Source organism: Anatilimnocola floriformis, from assembly GCF_024256385.1.
In the GTDB taxonomy this organism is placed as follows: Bacteria; Planctomycetota; Planctomycetia; order Pirellulales; family Pirellulaceae; genus Anatilimnocola; species Anatilimnocola floriformis.
In genome coordinates, this window is the sequence record NZ_JAMLFW010000001.1 from 2,246,816 (window position 1) to 2,269,703 (window position 22,888).

Genomic DNA, 22,888 nt, shown 5'->3' on the forward strand with positions numbered 1-22,888 from the left:
TTACTGAAAGCCCCGCATCGCCCTCAAAGAAAAGAGGATCGGACGACGAACGACGATAAGATTTAGCAGCGGCAATCCATGCCTACGATCACGAACTCAACCAGCAACTCGTCACGAACTCGGCTCCGCACGAGAGGGACGATGAAAGGACATATCCACGCGGCCTGCTTCCGGATGGACCGGGCCAGAACGCGCGGGCAGGAGAACGGTGGGGGGACCACCGAATTCAGTCAGTTGGTCGCGACGCTTCGTCCACGTCGCCGAATTCAGTTCACGAAACACGCCGTCAGCATCGAGCTCAAGGCCGGTGAGGACTTGCAGCCAGGTGACGATGTGATTCACTTCGCCAGTCGTCGGCGGCGTCAGTTCCCAGGCCTTCACCATGCGATCGAAACCGCCGGTCCATAGTCGACTGCCATCGGGGCTGAAGGCGACATCGCGAATGGCGTATTGATGCACCAATGGCGGACTGATCGGCCGACCGGTGGCGACATCCCACAAGCGCGCGGTGCCGTCCCAGGCGCCGGTCGCCATGGTTTTGCTATCGGGACTGAAGGCCACGGCGAGAACATGCTCTTGGTGGGCGAGCGGTGGGCCAATGGGTTCCAGTGTCTCGGCATCGAACAGTCGCGCGGTGCGATCGTCCCAAGTGCCGGTCAAGAACTTGGTCCCATCAGGACTAAACGCGGCGGCTTTTACGGGGCCGCGATGTGGAATCGTCGTGATCAGCTCGCGCGTCGCGACGTCGTACAGCCTCGCGTTGCCATCTTCGCAGCCAGTCAGAATTGTCTGGCCATCGGGGCTGTAGACGGCAGCATGGACCCAGTTCGGCAGCATGATCGTTTCGCCGATTTGCTCGCCCGTTTTTGGATTCCAAAAACGTAGGCCGTTGTCCTTTGCGCCCGTCAGCAACGTTTGCCCATCGGGGCTGAACATCACCGAGTAGACATGGCCTGTGTGTACCAGCGGCTCGCCAATCGGTGTGCCATCGGCAGCGTTCCATAAGCGGGCCGTGCGATCGATGCTCGCAGTCACAATGACCTTGCCGTCGGGACTGTATGCCGCGTCGAGCAGCGAATGCTTGTGCACGAGAGGCTGACCGATAATGGCGCCGGTCTTGGTGCTGCGGATCTGTCCCGTCGGATCGGCTGTGCCGCTGACGAGCGATTCGCCATCGGGGCTGATCGCGAGGCAATAGACCAGATGCTTGTGCGGAATCACCAAGCTCTGATCGGCAACATCGGGTTTCTGCCAGATTCGCAAAATCCCATCGGCACTGCCGGTGGCGAGATAACGCTGATCCTTCGTTTGCGCAACCGTATGCACCACGCTTTGATGATGAATGGGCGAGCCCAGCGGAGTCATGATCGCGGCGTCCCACAAGCGCACCTGTCCGTAAGCGCCGCCGGTCCACAATGTTCTGCCGTCGGCGCTGTAACCAACGGTTCGCACGGGACCGCGATGGACGAGCGGAAAGCCGATCGATTTGCCGGTATTGGCTTCCCAAAATTGCACGCTGCCGTTCTCGGTGCCGGTCACAAGCCACCAGCCATCGGGACGATAGGCGGCCGAGAGGACCTCGCCTTGGTGAACCATCGCCTCGCCGAAGGGCTCGCCCGTTTGCACGTTCCACATCTGAGCCCGCCGCATCGCGTTGCCAGTGACAAGCTTGCCACCATCGGGGCTGAAAGCCATGGTGTGGACCGACGCGGCTTGCTTCCACTGCCGAAGTTGCGTACCACTGGGAAGTTCCCAGAGTGTGGTCGTGCCATCGTTGCAGCCTGTCGCGAGCAACTTGTTATCGGAGCTGAGGGCCATCGAGTGCACGGCTTGCGGATGAGCGAGCAATTCGCCGATCGGCACGCGGGTGAGCGTGTCCCAAACGCGCACCGTTTTGTCGGTGCTCGCCGTCACCACGAACGTGCCGTCATGACTGAAGACGACACTCTTCACTTCCCCGCCATGCGGCAGCGGCTCACCGATGGGCTTGCCGGTTTCGACATCCCACAGCTGCGGCCGGCTGTTGCGACCGCCTGCCAGCAGCAGCTTGCCGTTGGGGCTGAAGGCGGCTGCACGAACTTCTCCCTTATGCTCGAGCACGGCGTGCAATTGCAAGGGCATGCGACGATGAATCGCGGCCAGGTTCGCGCGAATGACGTGATGGAGATCTTTGTCCGAGGCCGGCGCAATCTGCAGGCAATGACCGAGCAACAGCATCCCGCGGCCAACGTCGCCTTGGTCGATGAGCGTCAAGCCGCGCTCCATGGCCAGGCTTGTGGAGAGCGCCTCGGCCCGCTGCCGAAAACGTTCGGCATCGACGAGGGCCGATGTGGTCAGTGCTTGCTGCTGAGTGAGCTGTAACGCATTATCCTCGGCGCGAGATTTTTGAATTTCAACATTCCGCAGCGCTTCCTTGGTCAGTTTTTGTTCGGCACGCAGCTGCAATGTCACGGAATGACTCGCGGTGAAGCCAACGGCCAGCAACATTGCGACCAGTCCGAGGACGGTGGTGACGGCAGTGACCGGATTTCGGCGGCACAGACGACGGAAGCGCTCGAATTGTCCCGGCCGTCGCGCCAAGACCGGCTCGCTCATCAGAAAGCGATGTAAATCGTCGGCGAGTGCTTCGGCCGTGGCATAGCGCCGAGTGGGATCTTTTTCGAGGCACTTCAGGCAGATGGTTTCCAAGTCGCGCGGCACGGCGGGATTGATGCGCGAAGGGAAAACCGGTTCATGCGAGCGCACGAGTTCCAGGGCATCGAGCGCCGTCGCTCCCTGAAACGGCGGCCGTCCCGCCACGCCGGTATACAGCATCGCGCCGAGGGCGTAGACGTCGGCGGCCTTCCCCACGTTCTGTCGGCTGCATTTACCGCGGGCCTGTTCAGGCGACATGTAATCGGGCGTGCCGACGATTTCACCCGTCATGGTCAGGTCGGAACTCTCGAGCGGCGTGGCCAGACCGAAGTCGGTGATCTTCGGCCGGTCGGGCGAGAGAAGCACGTTCCCCGGTTTCAGGTCGCGATGGATGATGCCTTGCTCGTGGGCGTAGTGAATTGCCCGCGCGAGTTGCTCGACAATCTCAGCCGCTTCGGCCGGTGAACGCCGCGACTGCTTCCATTGCTCGGCCAGCGTAGGACCGGCGACATATTCGAGCGCGAGAAACGGCTGGCCTTGGAACTCGCCGACCTCAAAGATCTGCACAATATTGGGATGCGTGAGTTTGCCGGTGGCTTCGGCTTCGCGGCGAAATCGCTCGCGGGCAATCGCATCGGCCTGGCTCATGCGGCTGAGCATTTTCAGTGCGACGCGCCGCTGCTCAACTTCGTGCAGCGCTTCATACACCACGCCCATGCCGCCGCGGCCGATAAGGCGGATCAAGCGATATTCGCCGATCCGTTCCGGCAGCAGTTGATCGCTGCCGCTGAGATTGAAAGCTTCACGCCGGGCCGCGGTGATTTGCTCATCGATATCGGTGACGCTCGGAAACCGCATTTCGTATTCGGCGGGCCGAGGCATTTCTCCCGCTCGCCAGCGGTATTCGAGCTCGAGTGGCAATAGTTGCGAGAGCAGGACTTCGTGCAGCCGTGTATTGGCCCGGCGGAGGAACGACTCGAGCTTGGGATGCTGGCCGGCTTTCCAGGCTGCTTCGAATTCGTCGCAGATCTGCTCAATTTGCCAGACTTCGCTGGCCGTCGGCCGGAGATCAGCTTTTTTGCCGGCAGACTGCGCGGCGATATCGCCGGCGGCGCCGATCTTGCTGATGGCTGACTTGGCCAACGTTTCGCTCAAGGGGGTGGTTCCTTGTTCCAAATCGTTCGAATGGCATCGAGCTTGCGGGCGACGGTTCGTCGCGAGCAGGCCAGCAGCGCGGCGATTTCGTCGTTGCCGTAGCCTTCCATTTTCCAGACGGCTACGCGGCGCAGTTTTTCATCCCCTAGTTCGACGAGCAACCGTCGGCATTCTTCGACGATCTGCACGGCAAAATCGGGCGTCGGCTCGGGGTCGATAAAGGTTGCTAGGGCGGCTTCATCGTCGGTGCCTATTGTATCTATCCCGAAAGTTCCCTGCGAAGTGCCATTTTTTTCTTTACCGTTTTTCGCCGCGCCATTTGTCCCCGGACCACCTCGTTTTTGTCGCTGTTCGTGATGCAGCTGCTTAATCGCCTTACGAGCGGTGATCACCACCAGCAACCGCCATAAGCCATCGCGATCGTTCAGCTCCGGGAATCGCCCCTCCGCAATCGCCCGAAAGAAGCTTTGAAAGGCGACCTGAACGACATCTTCCTCGTCGGCGGCGCGGCTGCTCGACGATCGCAACTTTTGGCGCGCCAGCGTGATCAGCTGGCGATAGTACCGCTGCCATAACGGCGCCGCCGCGGCGAGATCCCCATCCTTGAGGGCCACAATCCAGTGCGTAACCGATCCGGGGTCCGACATGGTTCCTCGGCAACATCAAAGAGGTGCAAGCAGCGACATTCTACTGGAGCGGAGACCGCGAAGAATTGTTACGCGCAACTGGCATTCGTAACGTTGGAGCCAGCGAGAGACGGTTCACTCCCGACATTCGCTACCATCCGCACGAAGGTTCAGCCGAGCAGCGCTGCGGCCGCGGCGTGATCGGGCGAATTCACTGGTTCGACAAAGTGCTCGATGATGTGCGCGAGAAGCTCACGGCCATCGCCGCGCACGCCGAGCTGCTGTTGATGCTGAGCCAGACTCAAAACGGCGCGCAGTTCGAGCGATCGTGCTTCCTGGCGGCGAGCAATTTGAATGGCATGGCGGAAGTCGGCTTCGGCTTCTTTCAGTTTCGCTTCGTTCTCGCCGGCGAGTTGCTGACGGATTACTCCGCGGAGGCGATGGAGCTCGGCTTCGATCATCCGTTCGTCGCTGATCTCGACCAGCGCGAGCCCATCTTCGACCGCGCGAAGAGCACTTTCCGCTTCACCCTGCGCCAGTAAGGCTTCGGCATGCAATGCGTGGTAATAGGTCAGATAAGTCACGCTGCTGGTGGCGCGCCAGGCCGTCATGCCTTGCTTGAGTCGATCGAGGCCGACCTGCAGGTCGCCGCTCGCTGCGAGGGCCCAACCGCCGATGACGGTGCTGCCGGCAAGCCAGAAGGAAAAACCATGTTCGCCGGAGATTGCCGCGCAGGCTTCGGCGCATTCGCGTGAGCGTTGCGGGTTGCGACAGAGATGAAACACCATCGCTGCAAACTGATACGCCACGGCCTGGCTATTTGGCGAGAGGTCCTGGCTCATGGCAATCGCTTCTTCGCTTTGCCGCTGAGCCGCGTCGGGAAAGCCGAGTAGCCAGAGCGCGATCGCGCCATACGCTTTGCAAATTACACCGGGATCCTGACCGAAATGAAACGCATGCGCGCGATGGCGCTGCGGATCGTAGAGCGTGGCCACTTGCTCGACGTGCTTCAGCGAATCGGCCGGCCGGCCGCGACAGAGTGCCGTCAAACCTAACGCTTGATGAGCCTGCAAGCCGAGGTCTGGCGCGTTCAGTTGCCGAGCCAAATCAAGCAGTTCGTGCGCGAGTGTTTGCGCGCGATGCAGTTCGTTGCGCACCTTCCGCACCAGCCACAAACCCCAGAGGACGGGGAACGTCCGTTCGGGCGACGAAGCGCAGAGCATGCGCGCTCGCTCATAGGCCACTTCAGCCGAGCGCGCGCCGTAACCTTCGGTCACTTGCAATTGCAGACCGAGGAGTGTCTGCAGCGGAAGCTCGAGCGCATCGCGTTCAGGAGACGCTGCGAGCTCCCCGAGCAAATCGAGTCCGCGGCGAGCGAGCAGCGCCGCCTCGCGATGCGCAAATACCCAGGCGGCATGCTGCGCCGCGAGATGAAACTGCCGAGCCGCCCGCGCTGGTTCGCGGCCCGCTTCGTACAGGCAAGCGAGTTCGGCCGCGTAAGCGCTGGGTTCGTCGCAAAGATGCTTTTCCCAAGCTTCGGCGAGCGCTTTGTTGATGGTTCGGCGACGCGTGGGGAGCAGACTGCCGAAGAGCGACTGTTGATACAGAACATGCACGAACGAATAACGCAACGTCGGCGTACCGTCGGCGAATTCGTCTTCGTGCTGCTGCCTGACCAATCCGTGCACGCGCTCCAGTTGGTGCAGCCGTTGTTCGACGTCAGCGGGATCGAGGCGGGCCGCTTCGGCAATCACGGTCGAGTCGAATTGATGTCCCTGAGCCGCCGCCACCGAAAGCAGCCAATGATCGTTTTCGTTCAAACGCTCCAGCTTCCGCTGAATCATGCTCCGCACCGTCTCGGGCAAGTCATGCCAAATTTCGGGAAGCTCGCTGGCCAGCTGCCATCGGCCTGTGGTTTGCGCGATGACGCCGCGCTCACGCAAATATCGCAGCAAATCGGCGGCGAACAGCGGACTCCCTTCGGTGCGCGAGTGAATCAGCTCTGCGAAATGCGCAGGAAAGTCATGGTCGGGAAAGGTGAGTGAGAGCAGACTTTCGATCTGCGATCGTCCGAGAAAACTGAGCGCCAGTTCGTTGCAAACGCCTTGAGCCTGCAGGTCGAGCTTCACGCGATGAAACGGATGCGGCCCGAGGAGGAGTTCCGTCGGCCGGTAAGTGACGATGATCAGCACCGGCCGTTCGCGGCAATGTCGGCCGACGTAAGCCAGCAGATCGACGGTCGAAACGTCGGACCAATGGACATCGTCGATGAAGAGGACCACGGTGCCGATGCGCGAGATGGCCGTAAGGAGCGTGGCGATTTCGCGGAGCATCGCCTGCTGCGTATGCGCGACGGGAGGAACGGTTCCATAGCGACTGCCGGGCACGAGTTGAGCCGACCAGGTGGGCGCGACCACTTTCAGCAACCGCAGCACGGCATCGCCCGTTTCGCCGCGAATCAAGTCTGCTAGCGCGTCGACAATCGGCAAATAAGCCGAAGCCGAGGCCTGGCGTTCGGAGCAACGGCCGCGGGCGATTTGAATGGTTTTCCGCGACTCCAGCCCTTCCAAAAAGTCTTCGACGAGCGTTGTCTTGCCGATGCCCGGTTCGCCAGTGACGCAGACCATCGAACCACGCGAGGCTTCGGCGGCGGCCAATGATTGACGCAGTGAAGCCAATTCGTGCTCGCGATGAACAACGCGGCGTGACGAAAGCTCGCGAGTGGCTCGCGCACCGCGAATAATGCCAGTGAGCACGTGCTCGACTTCCGTCGCCGTCGGCCGGACGCGGGGATCCTTTTGCAACATTCCTTCGAGCAAACCTTCGAGCGCTGCGGGCACATTCGGAGTGTGCCGCGCGAGCGGCGTCGGTTGGGCGTTGGCAATCGCGTTGAGCGTTTCGAAGGACGTGCCTTGCTGAAACGGATGTTCGCCGGCGACGAGCCAATAGAGGACGATGCCGAGCGAAAAAATATCGGATGCGCCATCGAGCGCCGCGCCGCGGGCTTGCTCGGGGGACATGTACGACACGGTTCCCATGATCGCGCCGGGCCAGGTATCGTGATTGGCGGCGACGGCGTTGGGGGCGATGGTCGGCAGCTTGCGGGCCAGGCCGAAGTCGAGCACCTTCACGTAACCATCGGAGCGAACCATCATGTTTTCGGGCTTGATATCGCGATGAACGATCCCAGCCGCGTGCGCCGCGGCCAGTGCGTTCGCTGCCTGGCGAATCAGACGGCAAGCATCACTAACGGCCAACTTGTTTGCGCCGTGGGCTTTGAGGGTTTGTCCTTCGATGAACTCCAGCACGATGAACGGCACGCCCTCATGCTCGCCCAGGGCGTGAACCGTGCAAATGTGCGGATGATTGAGTCCCGAGGCGGTCTGCGCTTCACGAATGAACCGCTGCATGCGACTGGCATCGCCGGCGAGTTCGGGAGGCACGAACTTGAGCGCCACATGCCGGTCGAGACGCGATTCGAGCGCCTGATAAACGACCCCCATGCCGCCGCGGCCCAGCTTCGACAGAATTTGATAGCCGGGAACTTCGATCGGCTTGGTGTCGCGCGGCGCACCTAGCATGCCGCCGAGTGTTCGATCGGCGAGCTGTAGTCGCTCGGCGATGCGCGCGCCGAAGTCGGGAAAGCGGCGGAGATATTCGCTCTGATCGAGGTTCGATTCATTGCGCCGGCGAAACTCATATTCTGCAGCGATCAGATCGAGCACTTCATTTGGATCGAGGGCGAACTCTGGAAACCGCTCAAGATAAAACTCAACACACGTGCGCTGCCCGGCCTTCACGCGATACTCGAGATCGACGTGCAACAGTTCGCGCAGTACGAGATTGCCTTGCACTTCGCCGCCGATGAGAAAGTCGCTGATCTGCGGCGGCGGTCCATCGCGCCACGCCTTTTCAAACTCGCGGATCAGAGCTTCGCAGCCGCTCCAGGTGTCGTCGCCGAGCGGATCGGGCGCTTCATTGCGCTGCGAATTTCCTGTGGTGTTCACTGCTCGTTTTTCTTCCCACAACGCGACTAAGAATCCAGCTGCGTTTGCTGCCGCTCCAAAAACTTTCGCACCCGCTCGCGCAGCCGGCGAACCGACCGCTCGGCCCGGCCCGTTTGCTCGCTGATCTCTTGCGTCGAGAAGCCCTGCAAACTGAGCTCGATCATCGTCCGCTCGTCGGCTTCCAGTCGGTTGAATAAATCGGCCATCACTTCTGAAAGCATGGCCGCGTGCTCCGGCGTCGGTTCGCGACTGACGGCTGCCATCCAAGGCGAAAAGCCATCGGCCGGCGCTGCCGCTGCTTCGCGCCGCACATCTCGTTTCTCGGCCTGATGATAGCGAGCCCGGTCGGCACATTTGCGAACGGTGATCGTCGTCAGCAGTCCCCACAGCCCTTGCCAGCTCTCGGCGCCAAGGCCCGCATCGCCGTAGCGCAGTAGCAGACTCTTATAGGCCGATTGCACGACATCTTCGGGGTCGACCTTGTTTTCGAGCCGGCCGCCCAGGTGCTTGCGGGCCATGCGAATGAGTTGATCGCTGAACCGCTCGAGCTCCAAACGCCAGGCCAACGGCAGTGGGCCATCTTCGGCGGGCGTAGTGGGTTCAGAAGTCATAGCAGAAAGCGGTGGCCGGAAAGCAATGCGAATTTTCAAAAAATTTCGTGGCCGATTCTGCCGGCCGCCGGGATGGAAGCATTGTAGCCATCAACCTGCAGGCCTGCACGCCAACCCGCTACGCATCCGCTGTCACACCTACCATTGGGAGTCCTCCATGTCTCGCCGTACCTGGTTTGAATACTTTGGGTTTCAAGTTTTCGGTTCGCGTTTGCTTCGCGTTTTCTCCTCTTCGTCCACGGCTAGCAATCGCAAGCCAAGTGGAAAGCAACCAGCGAAGGCCCGCACGATGCGGATGGAACAACTGGGCGAGCGTTTGACCCCTGCCGTGACGGCCACATTCGGCGGCGCGACACTGACGATCTTCGGCGACAATTTGAACAACACGATTGAAGTCAGCCGCAACGCCGCCGGCAATCTGCTGGTGAATGGCGGTGCGATCAATGTGATTGGCGGCGCGCCGACGGTGGCAAACACGCTGCAGATTGTGATCTTTGGCCTGGATGGCAACGACACGCTGACGCTGAATGAAGCCAACGGCGCATTACCGATGGCGCGGATCTTTGGCGGCAATGGTAACGATGTGATTACCGGCGGTTCTGGCGCCGATCAGCTTTTCGGTCAGGCTGGCAACGACACGCTGCTGGGCAAAGGTGGCGCCGACTTCCTCTTCGGCGGCACCGAAAACGACACGCTGACCGGTGGCGATGCCGATGACCAGGTCTTCGGTGAAGCCGGCGACGACCGCATGATTTGGAATCCGGGCGACGACACCGATCTGAACGAAGGTGGCGCTGGAACGGATACCGTCGAAGTGAACGGCGGCAATGGCGCGGAAGTTTTCACCGTTACCGCAAATGGCACGCGCGTCCGTTTCGATCGCCTCGATCCCGCGCCGTTCTCGATCGACATCGGCACGAGTGAAAAACTGGTGCTGAATGCGAATGGCGGCGATGACCGCTTCTCGGCGACCGGCAATCTGGCCGCGCTCATTCAGATTACGGTCGATGGCGGCACGGGCAACGACACGTTGCTCGGCAGCAACGGCAACGACCAACTCAACGGCGGCGATGGCAATGATTTCATCGATGGTCAGCAGGGGAACGATACGATCTTTCTCGGCGCTGGCGACGACACGTTTCAGTGGGATCCGGGTGATGGGAGCGACACCGTCGAAGGGGGCGATGGCAACGACGTGATGCTCTTCAACGGCAGTGCTGCCGCCGAGATCTTCGATGTTTCGGCTAACGGCGAACGAGTTCGCTTCACGCGCAACGTCGGCAACATTGTGATGGACCTGAACGATATCGAGCGACTCGATCTGAATGCGCTCGGCGGCGTCGATTCGCTACTCGTGAATAACCTGGCCGGCACCGATTTGACGACGATCAATGCCAACCTGGCCAGCGCGATCGCTGGAACGGCGGGTGATGCTGCTGCGGATGCGATTGTGATTAACGGCACGAATGGCGACGACATTATCGATGTCTTCGGCGCGGGGTCGTCGGTGTCGGTGCTCGGTCTGCACACGCGAGTGAACATCACGAGCTCGGAAGGAGCCAACGACGCGCTGGTGATCGACGGCCTGGGCGGGAACGACGGCATCACGGCGAGTACGGTGCCGGCCGGCGTGATTAAGTTGACGCTGGATGGCGGCACGGGGAACGACACGCTGCTCGGTTCGCAAGGCAATGACACGATCTATGGCGGCGAGGGGAATGACTTCGTCTTTGGTGACAACGGCAACGACACGGCGTTTCTCGGCGCGGGGAACGATGTGTTTCAGTGGGATCCGGGTGACGGCAACGATACGATCGAAGGGCAGGACGGCAGCGACCGGATGCTCTTCTTTGGCTCGAATGCTGCCGAGAATATCAACATCGTGGCGAATGGCGGCCGAGTGCTGTTTCAGCGCGATGTGGCCAATGTGACGATGGATTTGAACGATGTGGAAGACATTGAGTATCGAGCGCTCGGCGGAGCCGACAACATTGTGGTTGGCGATTTGAGCGGCACCGATGTCACGGGAGTCGAACTTGATCTGCGTGGCCCGAACGGCGGCGGCGATGGTGCCGCTGACAGTGTAACGGTGAACGGCACGAACGGCGCTGACAATTTCCGCGCAGCCGGTGATGCTGGCGGCGTGCATGTGTTTGGATTGCACACGGCCGTCGATGTTTTCTTCAATGAAATCGGCAACGATCGCCTCACGCTGAACGGCCAAGGTGGCAACGACACGATCAATGCTCAGTCGCTAGAAGACGATGCTATTCAGTTGGCGATCAACGGCGGTCTCGGCAATGACACGATGATTGGCAGCGATGGCAGCGACACGATCAACGGCGGCGATGGTGACGACACCGCACTGATGGGCGACGGCGACGATACATTCGTTTGGAATCCGGGCGATGACAACGATGTTGTCGAAGGGCAGTATGGTTTCGACCGCATGGTCTTCAACGGCGCCAACGTCGCTGAGATGATCAACATCAGCGCGAACGGCAACCGAGTGCTCTTCACTCGCAATGTCGCCAATGTGGTGATGGATCTGAATGACGTGGAAGGAATCGATTTCAACGCCCTGGGTGGCGCTGATGTGGTGAACGTCAATGATTTGAGCGGCACCGATGTTGTCGAGGTCAACGTGAACCTTGGCGTGAACGGCGTGGGCGATGGGGCCGCCGATGCAGTCAACATCGCGGGGACGAACGGTGACGATGTCGTGCAACTGTTCGGCAATGCTGCCGGCACTGCAGTGTTCGGGCTGGCCGTGCAGGTGAACATCACCGGCGCCGAAGCGGCCAACGATCGCGTGGGAATCAACACGCTGGCCGGCGACGACGTCATCGATGCGTCTGGCCTGGCCCTCGGCAGCATCGGCCTGATTGCGGACGGCGGAGCCGATGAAGACGTCCTCATCGGCGGCGCTGGAGCCGACACGCTCCGCGGCGGCACCGGCGACGATGTGCTTATCGGTGGACCGGGCCTCGATGTCCTCGATGGCGGAGCCGGGGATAACGTGTTGATTCAGGATTAGGATTTTGGGTTGGCTTCAGCCCACAGCGAAAACGCGTTAGCTGTGGGGCTGAGGACGGCACTTCCGCGAGAGCTTTCATCGCGCCGATTTGTTCTCGCTTCGAGGGCGAATTGGTTGGCTGTGATATCGCCTTTTAGGGAGGTTATATCGGGTGCAATACGGTGTTATACGCGTGCTTAGACAAATAGCGGCTTACGCTCGATCGATTCGCGGCAAAAGCTTGCGGCGGAGTGGCTTAGAGCGAGGGTGAAGTGCGCAACACCTGAAAATGAGACTGTTATCTACTATTATACCAGTAGATGGCTTTTTATCAGTATGTCTTTGCTAGTGTTGCACTTACTGCGAATCGTATTTTCGCGAAAGTGTTATAAAGTACGGGAGCGAAGGAAATTAGCGGTGATTCAACTCAGGCCAAGACTTCTTTGACTGCGTTGCCGTGGACGTCGGTGAGGCGGAAGTTGCGGCCTTGGAATTTGAAGGTTAGTCGCGTGTGGTCGATGCCAAGGAGATGCAGCAGCGTGGCGTGCAGGTCGTGTACGTGGATGCCGCCGCTGGCGATGTTGTAGGAGAAGTCGTCAGTCTCGCCGAACGACAGGCCGGGCCGCACACCGCCGCCGGCGAGCCAGACGGTAAAGCAACGCGGATGATGGTCGCGACCGTAGTCAGCGGCCGTGAGCGGGCCTTGGCAGTAAACCGTGCGGCCGAACTCGCCGCCCCAAACGATGAGCGTGTCTTCGAGCAAGCCACGTTGCTTCAGATCGGCGATGAGGGCCGCCGTGGCCTGGTCGGTGTCCTGGCATTGGGCTTCGATCTGTTTCGGCAATGACACGTGCTGATCCCAGCCGCGGTGGAATAGTTGCACAAACCGCACGCCGCGTTCGACCATTCGCCGCGCGAGCAGGCAATGATAGGCGTAGCTCCCGGGCCGCTCAACACTCGGGCCATAGAGCTCGCGGGTTTGCTTGGTTTCGCCGGAAATATCGACGAGCTCCGGCACGGCCGATTGCATGCGGAAGGCCAGTTCGTATTGCGCGATGCGGGCCAGCGTTTCGGGATCGCCCTGCTGCGATTGGTGCAACTGATTCAGCGCGGCGAGGTCGTCGAGTTCCTGACGGCGAACTTCGCGAGTGACGCCCGGCGGATTCGAGAGGAACAAAACGGGATCGCCGCCGGCGCGGAATTTCACGCCCTGATGTCTCGATGGCAGAAAGCCGCTGCTCCAGAGTCGATCGTACAGCGGCTGATCGGTCGGGTTGCCGGAGCCTTGCGAGACGAGGACGACGAACGCGGGGAGGTCGTTGTTCTCGCTGCCAAGACCATACGACAGCCAACTGCCTATGCTGGGCCGACCGGCGAGCTGAGCGCCGGTTTGCAGGAACGTGATCGCCGGATCGTGATTGATGGCTTCGGTATGAACCGCTTTGAGAAAGCAGATTTCATTGGCCTGCCGCGCGGTGTGCGGCAGCAGATCGCTCAGCCAAGCACCGCTCTGACCGCGCTGCGCAAAGCGATACTTCGAAGCCGCGATCGGAAAGCTCGCCTGGCGGCTGGTCATGCCGGTAAGGCGCTGGCCGCGGCGGATGGAATCGGGAAGTTCCGTTCCCTGCAGTTTGGCTAACTGAGGCTTGTGATCGAAGAGATCGAGCTGCGAAGGCGCGCCCGATTGGAAGAGATAGATGACTCGCTTGGCTCGCGGCGCAAAATGCGGCAGCGAATTGGTCGCTTCCGCAGCCTGCGAGCTTTGATTCAAACTCGCGATCGCGGCAGCCCCGAGCCAGCCAGCCGTCGATTGCAACCAACGTCGCCGGGCTACCTGATAAAGCTCCGCGGCGACGTGGTCCGACATATCTGGCCTCGCGCGACTTACTCGGCTTTTTTCTCGGTCGCTTCGGCGGGCTTTTCCGCTGGCTTGTCTTCGGCCGGCTTTGCCTCAGCGGGTTTTTCTTCCGCAGGCTTTTCGGTCGGCGTTTCAGCCGGCTTTTCCATGGCGGGTTTTTCGGTTTCCGGAGCGCCCTTGGTCGGCGGTGCAGTGGTGCTGCTGCCAGTGTCATTCACGATTGCGCCGGGCAGATCTTCGGCTGGCGGCTTGCCGTTTTTGTAGTGGGTGTTGAAGCGAACCTTGTCGCCGACTTTGTAGTACAGCACCGTGATGTAATTCTGGTGCGGCATGCCATACCACCAGTAGGTCTCGATCACGTGGTCGGGCATGGTGACCGTCGACCAAGGCTGCTTTTTGATCGCTTCTTGCACGTCTTTCGGCTGCACGAGCTTGGCGTCGATTCCGTCAGAACCATCGGCCACGACACCCAGGGCATTCCGTTTGTCGAAGAGGTTTTGAATATCGTCGTAGGCAACATCCGTCGCCGGCTTGGCCACGGTGAAGTGATGGACCAGCATGGCCACCACGATGGCCAGGATGCCGAGCAGGATTCCCATGCGGACGGGATTGGTTTGCGGCGGGGCTTGAACGGGGGCCTTAGCAGGGGCGGGAGCACTCGACATGAGGAGACCTCGGGGACGGAACGCGGGAAGAGATTGCCGGGCGATTGCTGGCAGTTACTGCAGCGGCCATGAGTCTAAGTTGCACGGCGGTGATTTTCCAGCCTTAGATGATGGAAAAGAGTCGGCGGCGAGCAACGAGGAACGCGGTTGCATCGACTCTGCGGCAGTCCGCGGGATTTTTTCGTTACGTTGGCCTCCGATTTTCGCTCTAATCGTATACTACGGACACATTCATCCGTCGCTATCGGAACAGCGAGCGAATGTCCCTCTCTTCTCTTACCAACTCGTTTTCGACGAGCGCCGGCAGTGGCGCACCGTGCACGAGCGCGCAAACACCGCCACCTTCGCCCGGTGATCTGGGCAAGTATGTTGTCCGCCGTGAGATCGGCCGCGGCGGCATGGGCGTGGTCTACGAAGGCGAAGATACGCTGCTGGAGCGATCCGTAGCGATTAAATGGCTCGTGCCGCACAGCGCCGAACCACTGGCCGTTGACCGATTATTGCGCGAGGCGCGGTGGGCGGCTCGACTGCATCATCCCAATGTCGTGGCCGTGTACGACGCGGGAGAGCATCCGAGCGGGGTCTTCATCGCGCTCGAACTGGTGCGTGGGCAGAGTGCCTACGATCATTTGCACCGCCAAGGACCTTTTGCCTGGCAGGATGCAACGCGTATCGCTGCAGAAGTTTGCCAGGGGTTGGCCGCGGCGCACGCGGCGGGTTTGATTCATCGCGACATCAAGCCGGCGAATATCCTGCTGGTAGCGGCGGCTGATCCGGAAAAACATCGGGGCGCGCCGACGAGTGATTCGTTTGCGTCGCAACCGTGGGCCAAACTTTCCGACTTTGGTTTGTCCCGCTCAGTGAATTACACCGCGCCAGCCACTGTCGAAGGGCAAGTCGTCGGCACGCCGCACTACATGAGTCCCGAACAAATCCGTGGCGAACAACTCGATCAACGTACCGATCTCTATTCACTCGGCGCGACTTACTTCACACTGCTGACGGGGCGCTTTCCGTACGAGCGCGACGACGTTATTCAAACGCTCTTTGCCCACTGCAGCGCGGCGCTCCCCGATCCGCGAACCTGTGTGCCGACGTTGCCGGAAGCGTGTGCAACAATCATTGCCCGGTGCCTGGCCAAAGAGCCGCGCAATCGCTATTCATCCGCGGCCGAGTTGCTAATGGATTTGCAGTCGCTGCTCGCGGGTAGTCCGTTGAGCACCTCTGGAAGTTTGCGGATTGTGACCCCGACAGTCGAAGCTAGAAGTGGTCGGAACGCGAATTACGTCGCAGCGGGAATCGCGGCCGTCGCACTGTTGCTGCTGGGGCTGCCGTTTGTCTGGAACTGGAATCGCCATGTACCCTCCGTGCCAGTTGTGGCGGCGCGCGAAATACCGAAGCCCGAGCGACCGGCCTTGCCGCCCGAGGGTATGACCGTCGAAGCGGCTTGGAGTCCGCAGCAAAACGGCACGTTTGTGACCGACGGCGAGTTGGAGTTTCTGCGCCTCGCGCCAGATGGACGCACGCTGGCGTGGGGAATCAGCGAAGGAGAAATGAACACTGGGCGGCTGACGCTCTACGACATTCAGCGGCAAGTGGTTGTCGGCAGCTACACCGATGCTCGCCACTATGCGTCGTTCAGCTCGATCGCTTTTCCCTCGGAACGCTACCTGCTAATGGCGGTTAGCAGCCGAGTGATCGCCCTCGATCGCGATACGAACCAACCAACGACGCTAGTTGAACTAAAGGACGGCAGTGCCCGCTCAATCGATGTTTCGTCGGATGGAAAAACGCTGGCGCTCGGCGTGGTCGAATGGGCCGGCGGCGGCCGTGTGGAACTGTTTGAGTTTGTCGTCGATGAAGATGGGCCGCGGCTGCAGCGTCGTTGCCTGGCGAACAAGGAGCATCGGCATCCGGTCAAATGTGTTGCCATTTCGCCAGATGGCAAGAGTGTGGCCTCGGCCAGCGATGAGGGAAGCGTGCTGCTCGGCAGTTTGCAAACGGGCGTCACCCAATATGAATGGAAGCTGCCTGAAATCAGTGGCGATGGCGCGGAACTGGGTTACGCCTTACAGTTTTCGCCCGATGGCCAGACGGTTGCAGCCGGTGGTCATCGCGGCGTGGTGCTGTGGGATGTCGCGACCGGCGAGCAACGCGTGTTGCCTGCGCGGCATGCACGGGGCATTATGTCGCTGGCCTTTTCGCAGGACGGTAAGTTCATCGCCTCGGCTTCAACCGATGGCATTCGGATTTGGAATTTGAGCGAAGGCTGGCAAGTGGGAAAGAAGTTGGAAGGTCATGAAGGGAACGTCATCACCGGTATGGCCTTCGCCCGCGAAGATTCGCTGTTGATCACTTCGGGCTTTGATCGGAAGATTCACTTCGTCAACCTCGGCCGTTTGAAGCGGAGCGTTTACGAAGAATGAACTTGCCTGCCATCGGCACTGCGCCGGCCCTTGATCAGATCACCACACGCTGGTCGCAGATCTGCGATCCGCTCCGCTTTGTGATGCGCTACAGCCAGGCTATACGCGCCTATTTGAAAGCGATCTTTCGCGATGACGATGCCGCAGAAGAAGCCTGCCAAGAGTTTCTGGCGAAGTTCCTTGAGCGCGGTCTCGACGCGGCTGCACCGGACCGCGGTCGGTTTCGCGACTACCTAAAGATCTCCGTTCGCAACACCGCCGTCGCCATTCTCCGCCGCAAGCACGAACGGCTGATCGATCCGAGCGACCTGGAATCGCTGGCCACCGACTCGGCCGACGATGCCTGGGTGAGCGAATGGCAGCGCGTGATTCTCGATAAGGCCTGGCGACTGTTAGAGCAGCACGAACGAAGTTCGCCACAGGGTTTGCACTTCACCGTGCTCAAGCTGACTGTTGATCACGGCCAGGAAACTTCGGAGCAACTGGCCGCGCGGGCTAGTCAACTCGCGCAGCGTGAGATCAATGCGGTTGCGTTTCGTAAACAACTAAGTCGCGCGCGACAGCACTTTGCGCAGCTGATTGTCGAGGAGGTTTCGCAAACGCTCTCCAGCGATGTGCGCCGCGATCTGGGCGAGGAGCTCGCTGAGCTCGGTTTGTTGCCGTATGTGAAGGGGCAAATGAACGACGAATCCATCTAGTTGAATGCGAGCCGCTGGCTGGAGGGAGATCGATACTCCCTAACCCTTTCCGCGTGACAGATGCGACAAAATTCCGTCTGCACATGAGCAATTTGGGTCACAAATTACCCAACACCGCGTATTGTCGGGTGAACAGGCAGCGTCCCCCGGCGATGTTCTTGTCTTGCACCGCCGTGGCCGCTGCTGGCTGAGTCATTGAGGGCTCAGCGACAATCGTCCTTCTCTTCTCTCAGGCGATGCACATGGCCCAGCGAATCCGGCGCGGTGGTGGTCTTCTCGTTTCTTCTCGCAAAACCACTGAATTGAAACGCCAGCGTACTCAAAGGCGGCGAGCCCAATGGTTCGAACCACTCGAGCCGCGGCTGGCGATGGCAGCGATTCAAGACTGGTTTGAACGTGGAGCCGGTGGTGGTGGCGCACTTTTTTCGCCATCGATCAATCCGCTGAACCCCAACGAGATGTACATCGCCTCCGACATGGGGCAGGTGTTTCACACCACGAACGAAGGCGCCAACTGGGAGTCAGTGGACTTTCGCGAGATCCAAGGTTCGAACAATTCGAAGATGCAGTACACGGTCAATCCGCAGATTATGTACTCGCTCGATTACAGCACCGGTGGTGACTTCATTCGTCCGACGAAGAGCACCGACGGCGGCGCGACTTGGACGCCGATTGCTGCTGATCCGACGAACGCCGAGGCGTATACGGTCGTTGCCGATTACAACAATCCGAATCGGATCATTGTCAGTGATTACAGCACGATCTGGCTTTCGAATGACGGCGGCGCGACGTTTCAGCAGAAGTACTCGACCAATGACGGCAATGGCGCGCACATCGCCGGTGCGTTCTTCGACGGCAACAACATTTACATCGGCACGAATCAAGGCGTGCTGGTGTCTACGAACAACGGCAGCAGTTTCAGCGTGCCCAGTTGGGGCGGCAATCCCTCGGGGCAGCAGATTTTGTCGCTGTCTGGAGCGAAAGAAGGTGGCACGACGCGGTTGTGGATCGTGACGATGAGCGCCGGCGATGTGTATGCCGGCGTGCCGGGGAATGATCACTACGGCTATGCGGGCGTGTATCGCATCGACGTCGGACAATCGGCCTGGCAGTCAATTACGAGCGGCATCACCTCGGGCTCGCATCCATTCTTTGTTTCGTCGACGCTCAACGACATCGACACGGTGTACGTCGGTGGCGGCAGCGAAGCCTCGCGGCCCACGGTCTTCAAGAGCACCAACGGCGGCAGCAATTGGACGAGCGTGCTGAACACGATCAACAACGGCAACGTGCAAACTGGGTGGTCGGGCGATGGTGGCAATCGCGGCTGGTCTTACGGCGAGAATGCGATGGGTTTTACGGTCGATCAGTTTGATTCCAATCGCATCGTGATCACTGACTTCGGCTTTGCTCACCTGAGCGAAGACGGCGGCGCGACCTGGCGTGCTCTCTATGTGAATCCCGCCGATCTGAATCCGGCCAATGCAGCCATTCCGGCGAACAAAAATTACCGCAGCAGCGGCCTGGATAACACGACGGTGTGGGGGCTGACCTGGACGAGTCCCACGCACATGATCGCGGCTAACAGTGACATCCGCGGCGTGCAAAGCTACGACGGTGGCGCGTCGTGGGGATTTAACTATACGGGCCACACGGCGAACTCGCTGTACCGCAGCGTGGTGAATCCGACAACCGGCGTGGTGTACGCGGCGACTGCGTCGGTGCACGACATGTATCAAAGCACGCACCTTTCCGACTCGTCGATCAACGGCGGAACAGGGAGCGTGCTTTTTTCGACGAACGGCGGCACGACCTGGCAGACGATGCACAACTTCGGCCGAGTGGTGACATGGGTCGAAACCGATCCAACGAATCCAAATCGGTTGTATGCCTCGGTCGCGCACAGCACCGATGGCGGGATCTATGTGACGAATAATGCGAACGCTGGCGCGGCGTCGACGTGGACAAAGCTCGCCACGCCGCCGCGCACGCAAGGCCATGCCTTCAACATCGACGTGCTGAATGATGGCACGCTCGTGGTGACTTATTCTGGCCGGCGGACCGACGCTGGATTTACTGCGTCGAGCGGCGTGTTTGTCAGCACCAACGGCGGACAGACCTGGATCGATCGCAGCGCTGCCGGCATGCAGTACTGGACGAAGGACATCATCGTCGATCCCCACGATGCGTCGAAAAACACCTGGTATGCAAGCGTCTTCAGCGGTTGGGGCGGAGCGCCGAACGGCACGGGCGGTTTGTACAAAACGACGAATCGCGGCCAAACTTGGACGCGAATTAATGACCTCGATCGCGTCAACTCAATGACGATCAGCCCGACGAATCCCAACGAAGCCTATCTGACAACAGAAGTCGAAGGGTTGTGGTACACCGATAATCTGAACTCCGCGAATCCGACGTTCACGCAGGTGGCCGGCTATCACTTCATGCAGCCGACGCGGGTGATGTACAACCCGTACAACGCCAACGAAGTGTGGGTCGCCAGCTTCGGCGGCGGCATGCGAGTGGGCTACGTCACGCCGCCTACGGCTTCGCCGGGAAGTGTGTCGATTGCACAGCCGACATATACGGTGAGCGAAACGGGCGGCAGCCTGGTGGTAAGCGTTTCGCGCAGCGGCGGCACTTCCGGTGCGGTGAGTGTTTCCTACGCAACGGCGAATGGAACTGCGATCGCCGGACAGGACTACACAGCGACGACCGGCACGCTCAGCTGGGCCGATGGCGAGACGGGCGCGAAGACGTTCAGCATTCCGCTGATTAATGACACACTGTTTGAAAGCAACGAAACGTTTGCGATCAATCTGAGCAATCCAACCAATGGTTTAGCACTCGGTGCAAACGCAACCTCGACAGTGACGGTCACGAGCGACGATGCCCAGCCGTTGCCGGGCTCGGTCTCGATCGCACAGCCGACGTACACTGTGAGCGAAACTGGCGGCAATTTGGTCGTCAGCGTTACACGCAGCGGCGGCACTTCCGGTGCGGTGAGCGTTTCCTATGCAACGGCGAATGGCACTGCCATCGCGGGCCAGGATTACACGGCGACCAGCGGCACGCTCAGCTGGGCCGATGGCGAGACGGGCGCGAAGACGTTCAGCATTCCGCTGATTAATGACACGCTGTTTGAGAACAACGAGACATTCACGATTGGTTTGAGCAATCCGACCGGTGGATTGACCCTCGGTGCCAATGCGACCTCGACGGTCACAGTGACGAGCGACGATCCACAGCCGTTGCCGGGGTCGGTTGCGCTGGCTCAGGCTGCCTATACGGTGAGCGAGACGGGGGGCAGTTTGGTGGTGAGTGTCTCGCGCGGCGGCGGTAGTGCTGGCGCGGTGAGCGTGGCTTACTCGACGGCCAACGGCAGCGCGACCGCAGGGCAGGATTACACGGCAACGAGCGGCACGCTGAGTTGGGCCGATGGCGAGACCGGCGTGAAGACATTCAGCATTCCGCTGACCGACGATACGCTCGTCGAGAACAACGAAACCTTTACCATCTCGCTGAGTAGTCCGACGGGCGGACTAGCGATCGGTTCACCGGGAACTGCAACGGTGACGCTCACCAGCGACGATGTTCCACCGGCCCCGCCGGGAGTGCTGCAGTTCTCGCAAGCCGTGCAGTCGATCGGCGAAGCCGGCGGCAGTGTGGTGATCAACGTCACGCGTACGGGCGGATCGGCGGGCGCGGCGAGCGTGTCTTATTCGACCGCGAACGGCACGGCAACCGCAGGACAGGACTACACGGCGACTACCAGCGGCACATTGAATTGGGCCGACGGCGATAGCTCGACGAAGAGTTTTTCCGTTGCCATCACGAACGACACGCTCGATGAAGTACTTGAAACGATCAGTTTGTCGCTGACCAGCGCCAACGGGGCGGCGTTGGGAACTCAGGCGACGGCCCTCATTCAGATTTTGGATGACGATGACTCGCCGCCGACCAATACCGATATCGAGTTTGATAGCGCACTTTACGAAACTCGCGAAGACAACGTCTGGCGGTCGATCTACGTGCAGCGCAACGGCGACATCTCGCAGCCGGGGAGCGTGGCGTTTACGACTGTCAACGGAACTGCGATAGCGGGGAGCGACTACGTCGCCCAGAGCGGAGTGGTGCAGTTCGCAGCGGGTGAGCGGTCGAAGAAGATCGATATTCGGATCATGAACGATAACATTCTCGAGCCGACGGAAACGTTCACTGTCGCGTTGTCATCGCCAAATGGTGGAGTGCTTGGTCAGCGAGCGACGACGGCGATTCGGATTACCGACGATGAAGTGAACGCAGCCGGCACGATCCAGTTCGACCGGGCCACTTTCGAGACGCAGGAGAACTGGGGCTATGCGAACATTAATTTGACGCGGACCGGTGGCAGTGTCGGCGCTGTGAGCGTGCGGTTTGCCGTTACACCGGGAACAGCACAGGCAGGGAGCGACTATCAGGCTGTCAGTGGCACCGTGAATTTTGCCGCGGGGCAGAAATCGGCGACGGTGCGCGTCTACTTGGTCGATGACTACGTGCTGGAGTCACTCGAAACGGCGGCGCTGACGATCAGCAATCCGACTGGCGGTGCGACACTCGGCGCGCGAGCGACTGCGACGCTGAGCATTGCCGACGATGAGATCAATTCACCCGGGGCACTCGCGTTCACCTATGCCAGCATGAGCACGCAGGAGAACTGGGGCTACATGCGGGTCTACGTCGAGCGGACCGACGGCTATATCGGCGCCGTGAGCGTCGGTTATAGCACCGGCGGCGGAACGGCGGTTCCGGGCGTCAATTACACCGCGGTCACCGGCACGTTGCAGTTCGCCGATGGTCAGCGAACGGCTTACTTCGATGTGCCGCTGATCAACAACAAGGTCTACGGCGGCACCAAGACGTTCGGAGTGCAACTGTCGAATCCAGGGGGCGGAGCTCGACTCGGCACCGTGGCAAACGGGATTGTTTCGATCTTGGATGATGACAAGCCGTAGATTTGGGAGCTAGTCGTCGATCCGCTCCGCGGTCGATGTATGTAGATGGAATCGTCGCACGCTAAGGATCTCCGCTGGAGCATCCCTTTGCCGAACTGCCGAAAGTCGCGGAGCTCTTTCGGCGTTCTCGGCCAACTAACCTCCATTCATCGACCGCAGAGCGTTCGACGACTTTTCGCCACCAAGTCAATTGACGCC

Annotated in this window: 10 protein-coding genes; 4 read left to right on the top strand and 6 right to left on the bottom strand. The window is 60.3% G+C overall.

The window, feature by feature from the left end:
• Nucleotides 1-111: 111 nt before the first annotated feature.
• The 4 genes from M9Q49_RS08905 to M9Q49_RS08920 form a co-directional block, all read right to left on the bottom strand.
• Entirely contained in the window at nucleotides 112-3,789 is a 3,678-nt protein-coding gene (locus M9Q49_RS08905; protein ID WP_254508369.1) for a WD40 repeat domain-containing serine/threonine protein kinase, read from the bottom strand.
• Nucleotides 3,786-4,436 carry an ECF-type sigma factor gene (locus tag M9Q49_RS08910; protein ID WP_254508370.1) on the bottom strand — a complete coding sequence of 217 codons (651 nt, stop codon included), beginning with the start codon at nucleotides 4,434-4,436 and terminating at the stop codon, nucleotides 3,786-3,788. Before M9Q49_RS08910 ends, M9Q49_RS08905 begins: the two co-directional genes overlap by 4 nt.
• A gap of 149 nt (nucleotides 4,437-4,585) precedes the next feature.
• Entirely contained in the window at nucleotides 4,586-8,422 is a 3,837-nt protein-coding gene (locus M9Q49_RS08915) for a serine/threonine-protein kinase (RefSeq protein ID WP_254508371.1), read from the bottom strand.
• A gap of 26 nt (nucleotides 8,423-8,448) precedes the next feature.
• The gene (locus M9Q49_RS08920) at nucleotides 8,449-9,033 is read right to left on the bottom strand and encodes an RNA polymerase sigma factor (protein WP_254508372.1); all 585 of its coding nucleotides are present in this window, start codon (nucleotides 9,031-9,033) and stop codon (nucleotides 8,449-8,451) included.
• A gap of 157 nt (nucleotides 9,034-9,190) precedes the next feature.
• On the opposite strand from M9Q49_RS08920, the gene M9Q49_RS08925 reads away from it, so the two are divergent.
• A complete protein-coding gene (locus tag M9Q49_RS08925; RefSeq protein ID WP_254508373.1) occupies nucleotides 9,191-12,070 on the top strand; it encodes a beta strand repeat-containing protein in 2,880 nt (959 codons plus the stop codon).
• A gap of 406 nt (nucleotides 12,071-12,476) precedes the next feature.
• Here M9Q49_RS08925 and M9Q49_RS08930 read toward each other — a convergent pair whose 3' ends face one another.
• Both M9Q49_RS08930 and M9Q49_RS08935 read right to left on the bottom strand, forming a co-directional pair.
• A complete protein-coding gene (locus tag M9Q49_RS08930) occupies nucleotides 12,477-13,916 on the bottom strand; it encodes a DUF1501 domain-containing protein (protein ID WP_254508374.1) in 1,440 nt (479 codons plus the stop codon).
• A 17-nt stretch (nucleotides 13,917-13,933) separates the two neighbouring features.
• Nucleotides 13,934-14,572 (bottom strand): hypothetical protein, encoded by a 639-nt coding sequence (locus M9Q49_RS08935; protein WP_254508375.1) that lies wholly within the window; start codon nucleotides 14,570-14,572, stop codon nucleotides 13,934-13,936.
• A gap of 260 nt (nucleotides 14,573-14,832) precedes the next feature.
• Between M9Q49_RS08935 and M9Q49_RS08940 the strand changes: the two genes are divergently transcribed.
• The 3 genes from M9Q49_RS08940 (at nucleotide 14,833) to M9Q49_RS08950 (ending at nucleotide 22,690) form a co-directional block, all read left to right on the top strand.
• Nucleotides 14,833-16,998 carry a serine/threonine-protein kinase gene (locus M9Q49_RS08940; RefSeq protein ID WP_254508376.1) on the top strand — a complete coding sequence of 722 codons (2,166 nt, stop codon included), beginning with the start codon at nucleotides 14,833-14,835 and terminating at the stop codon, nucleotides 16,996-16,998.
• Nucleotides 16,995-17,696, top strand: a complete 702-nt coding sequence (locus tag M9Q49_RS08945) for an RNA polymerase sigma factor (protein ID WP_254508377.1) — start codon at nucleotides 16,995-16,997, stop codon at nucleotides 17,694-17,696. The genes M9Q49_RS08940 and M9Q49_RS08945 overlap by 4 nt, the downstream gene beginning before the upstream one ends.
• 368 nt (nucleotides 17,697-18,064) lie before the next feature.
• Entirely contained in the window at nucleotides 18,065-22,690 is a 4,626-nt protein-coding gene (locus M9Q49_RS08950) for a Calx-beta domain-containing protein (protein ID WP_254508378.1), read from the top strand.
• The last annotated feature ends 198 nt before the right edge of the window (nucleotides 22,691-22,888 follow it).

Bases quoted from the DNA above. Each gene is read 5' to 3' on its own strand.
- M9Q49_RS08910 (WP_254508370.1), bottom strand. From the start codon at position 4,436: ATGTCGGACCCCGGATCGGTTACGCACTGGATTGTGGCCCTCAAGGAT.
- M9Q49_RS08920 (WP_254508372.1), bottom strand. From the start codon at position 9,033: ATGACTTCTGAACCCACTACGCCCGCCGAAGATGGCCCACTGCCGTTG.
- M9Q49_RS08925 (WP_254508373.1), top strand. From the start codon at position 9,191: ATGTCTCGCCGTACCTGGTTTGAATACTTTGGGTTTCAAGTTTTCGGT.
- M9Q49_RS08930 (WP_254508374.1), bottom strand. From the start codon at position 13,916: ATGTCGGACCACGTCGCCGCGGAGCTTTATCAGGTAGCCCGGCGACGT.
- M9Q49_RS08935 (WP_254508375.1), bottom strand. From the start codon at position 14,572: ATGTCGAGTGCTCCCGCCCCTGCTAAGGCCCCCGTTCAAGCCCCGCCG.
- M9Q49_RS08940 (WP_254508376.1), top strand. From the start codon at position 14,833: ATGTCCCTCTCTTCTCTTACCAACTCGTTTTCGACGAGCGCCGGCAGT.
- M9Q49_RS08945 (WP_254508377.1), top strand. From the start codon at position 16,995: ATGAACTTGCCTGCCATCGGCACTGCGCCGGCCCTTGATCAGATCACC.
- M9Q49_RS08950 (WP_254508378.1), top strand. From the start codon at position 18,065: ATGGCAGCGATTCAAGACTGGTTTGAACGTGGAGCCGGTGGTGGTGGC.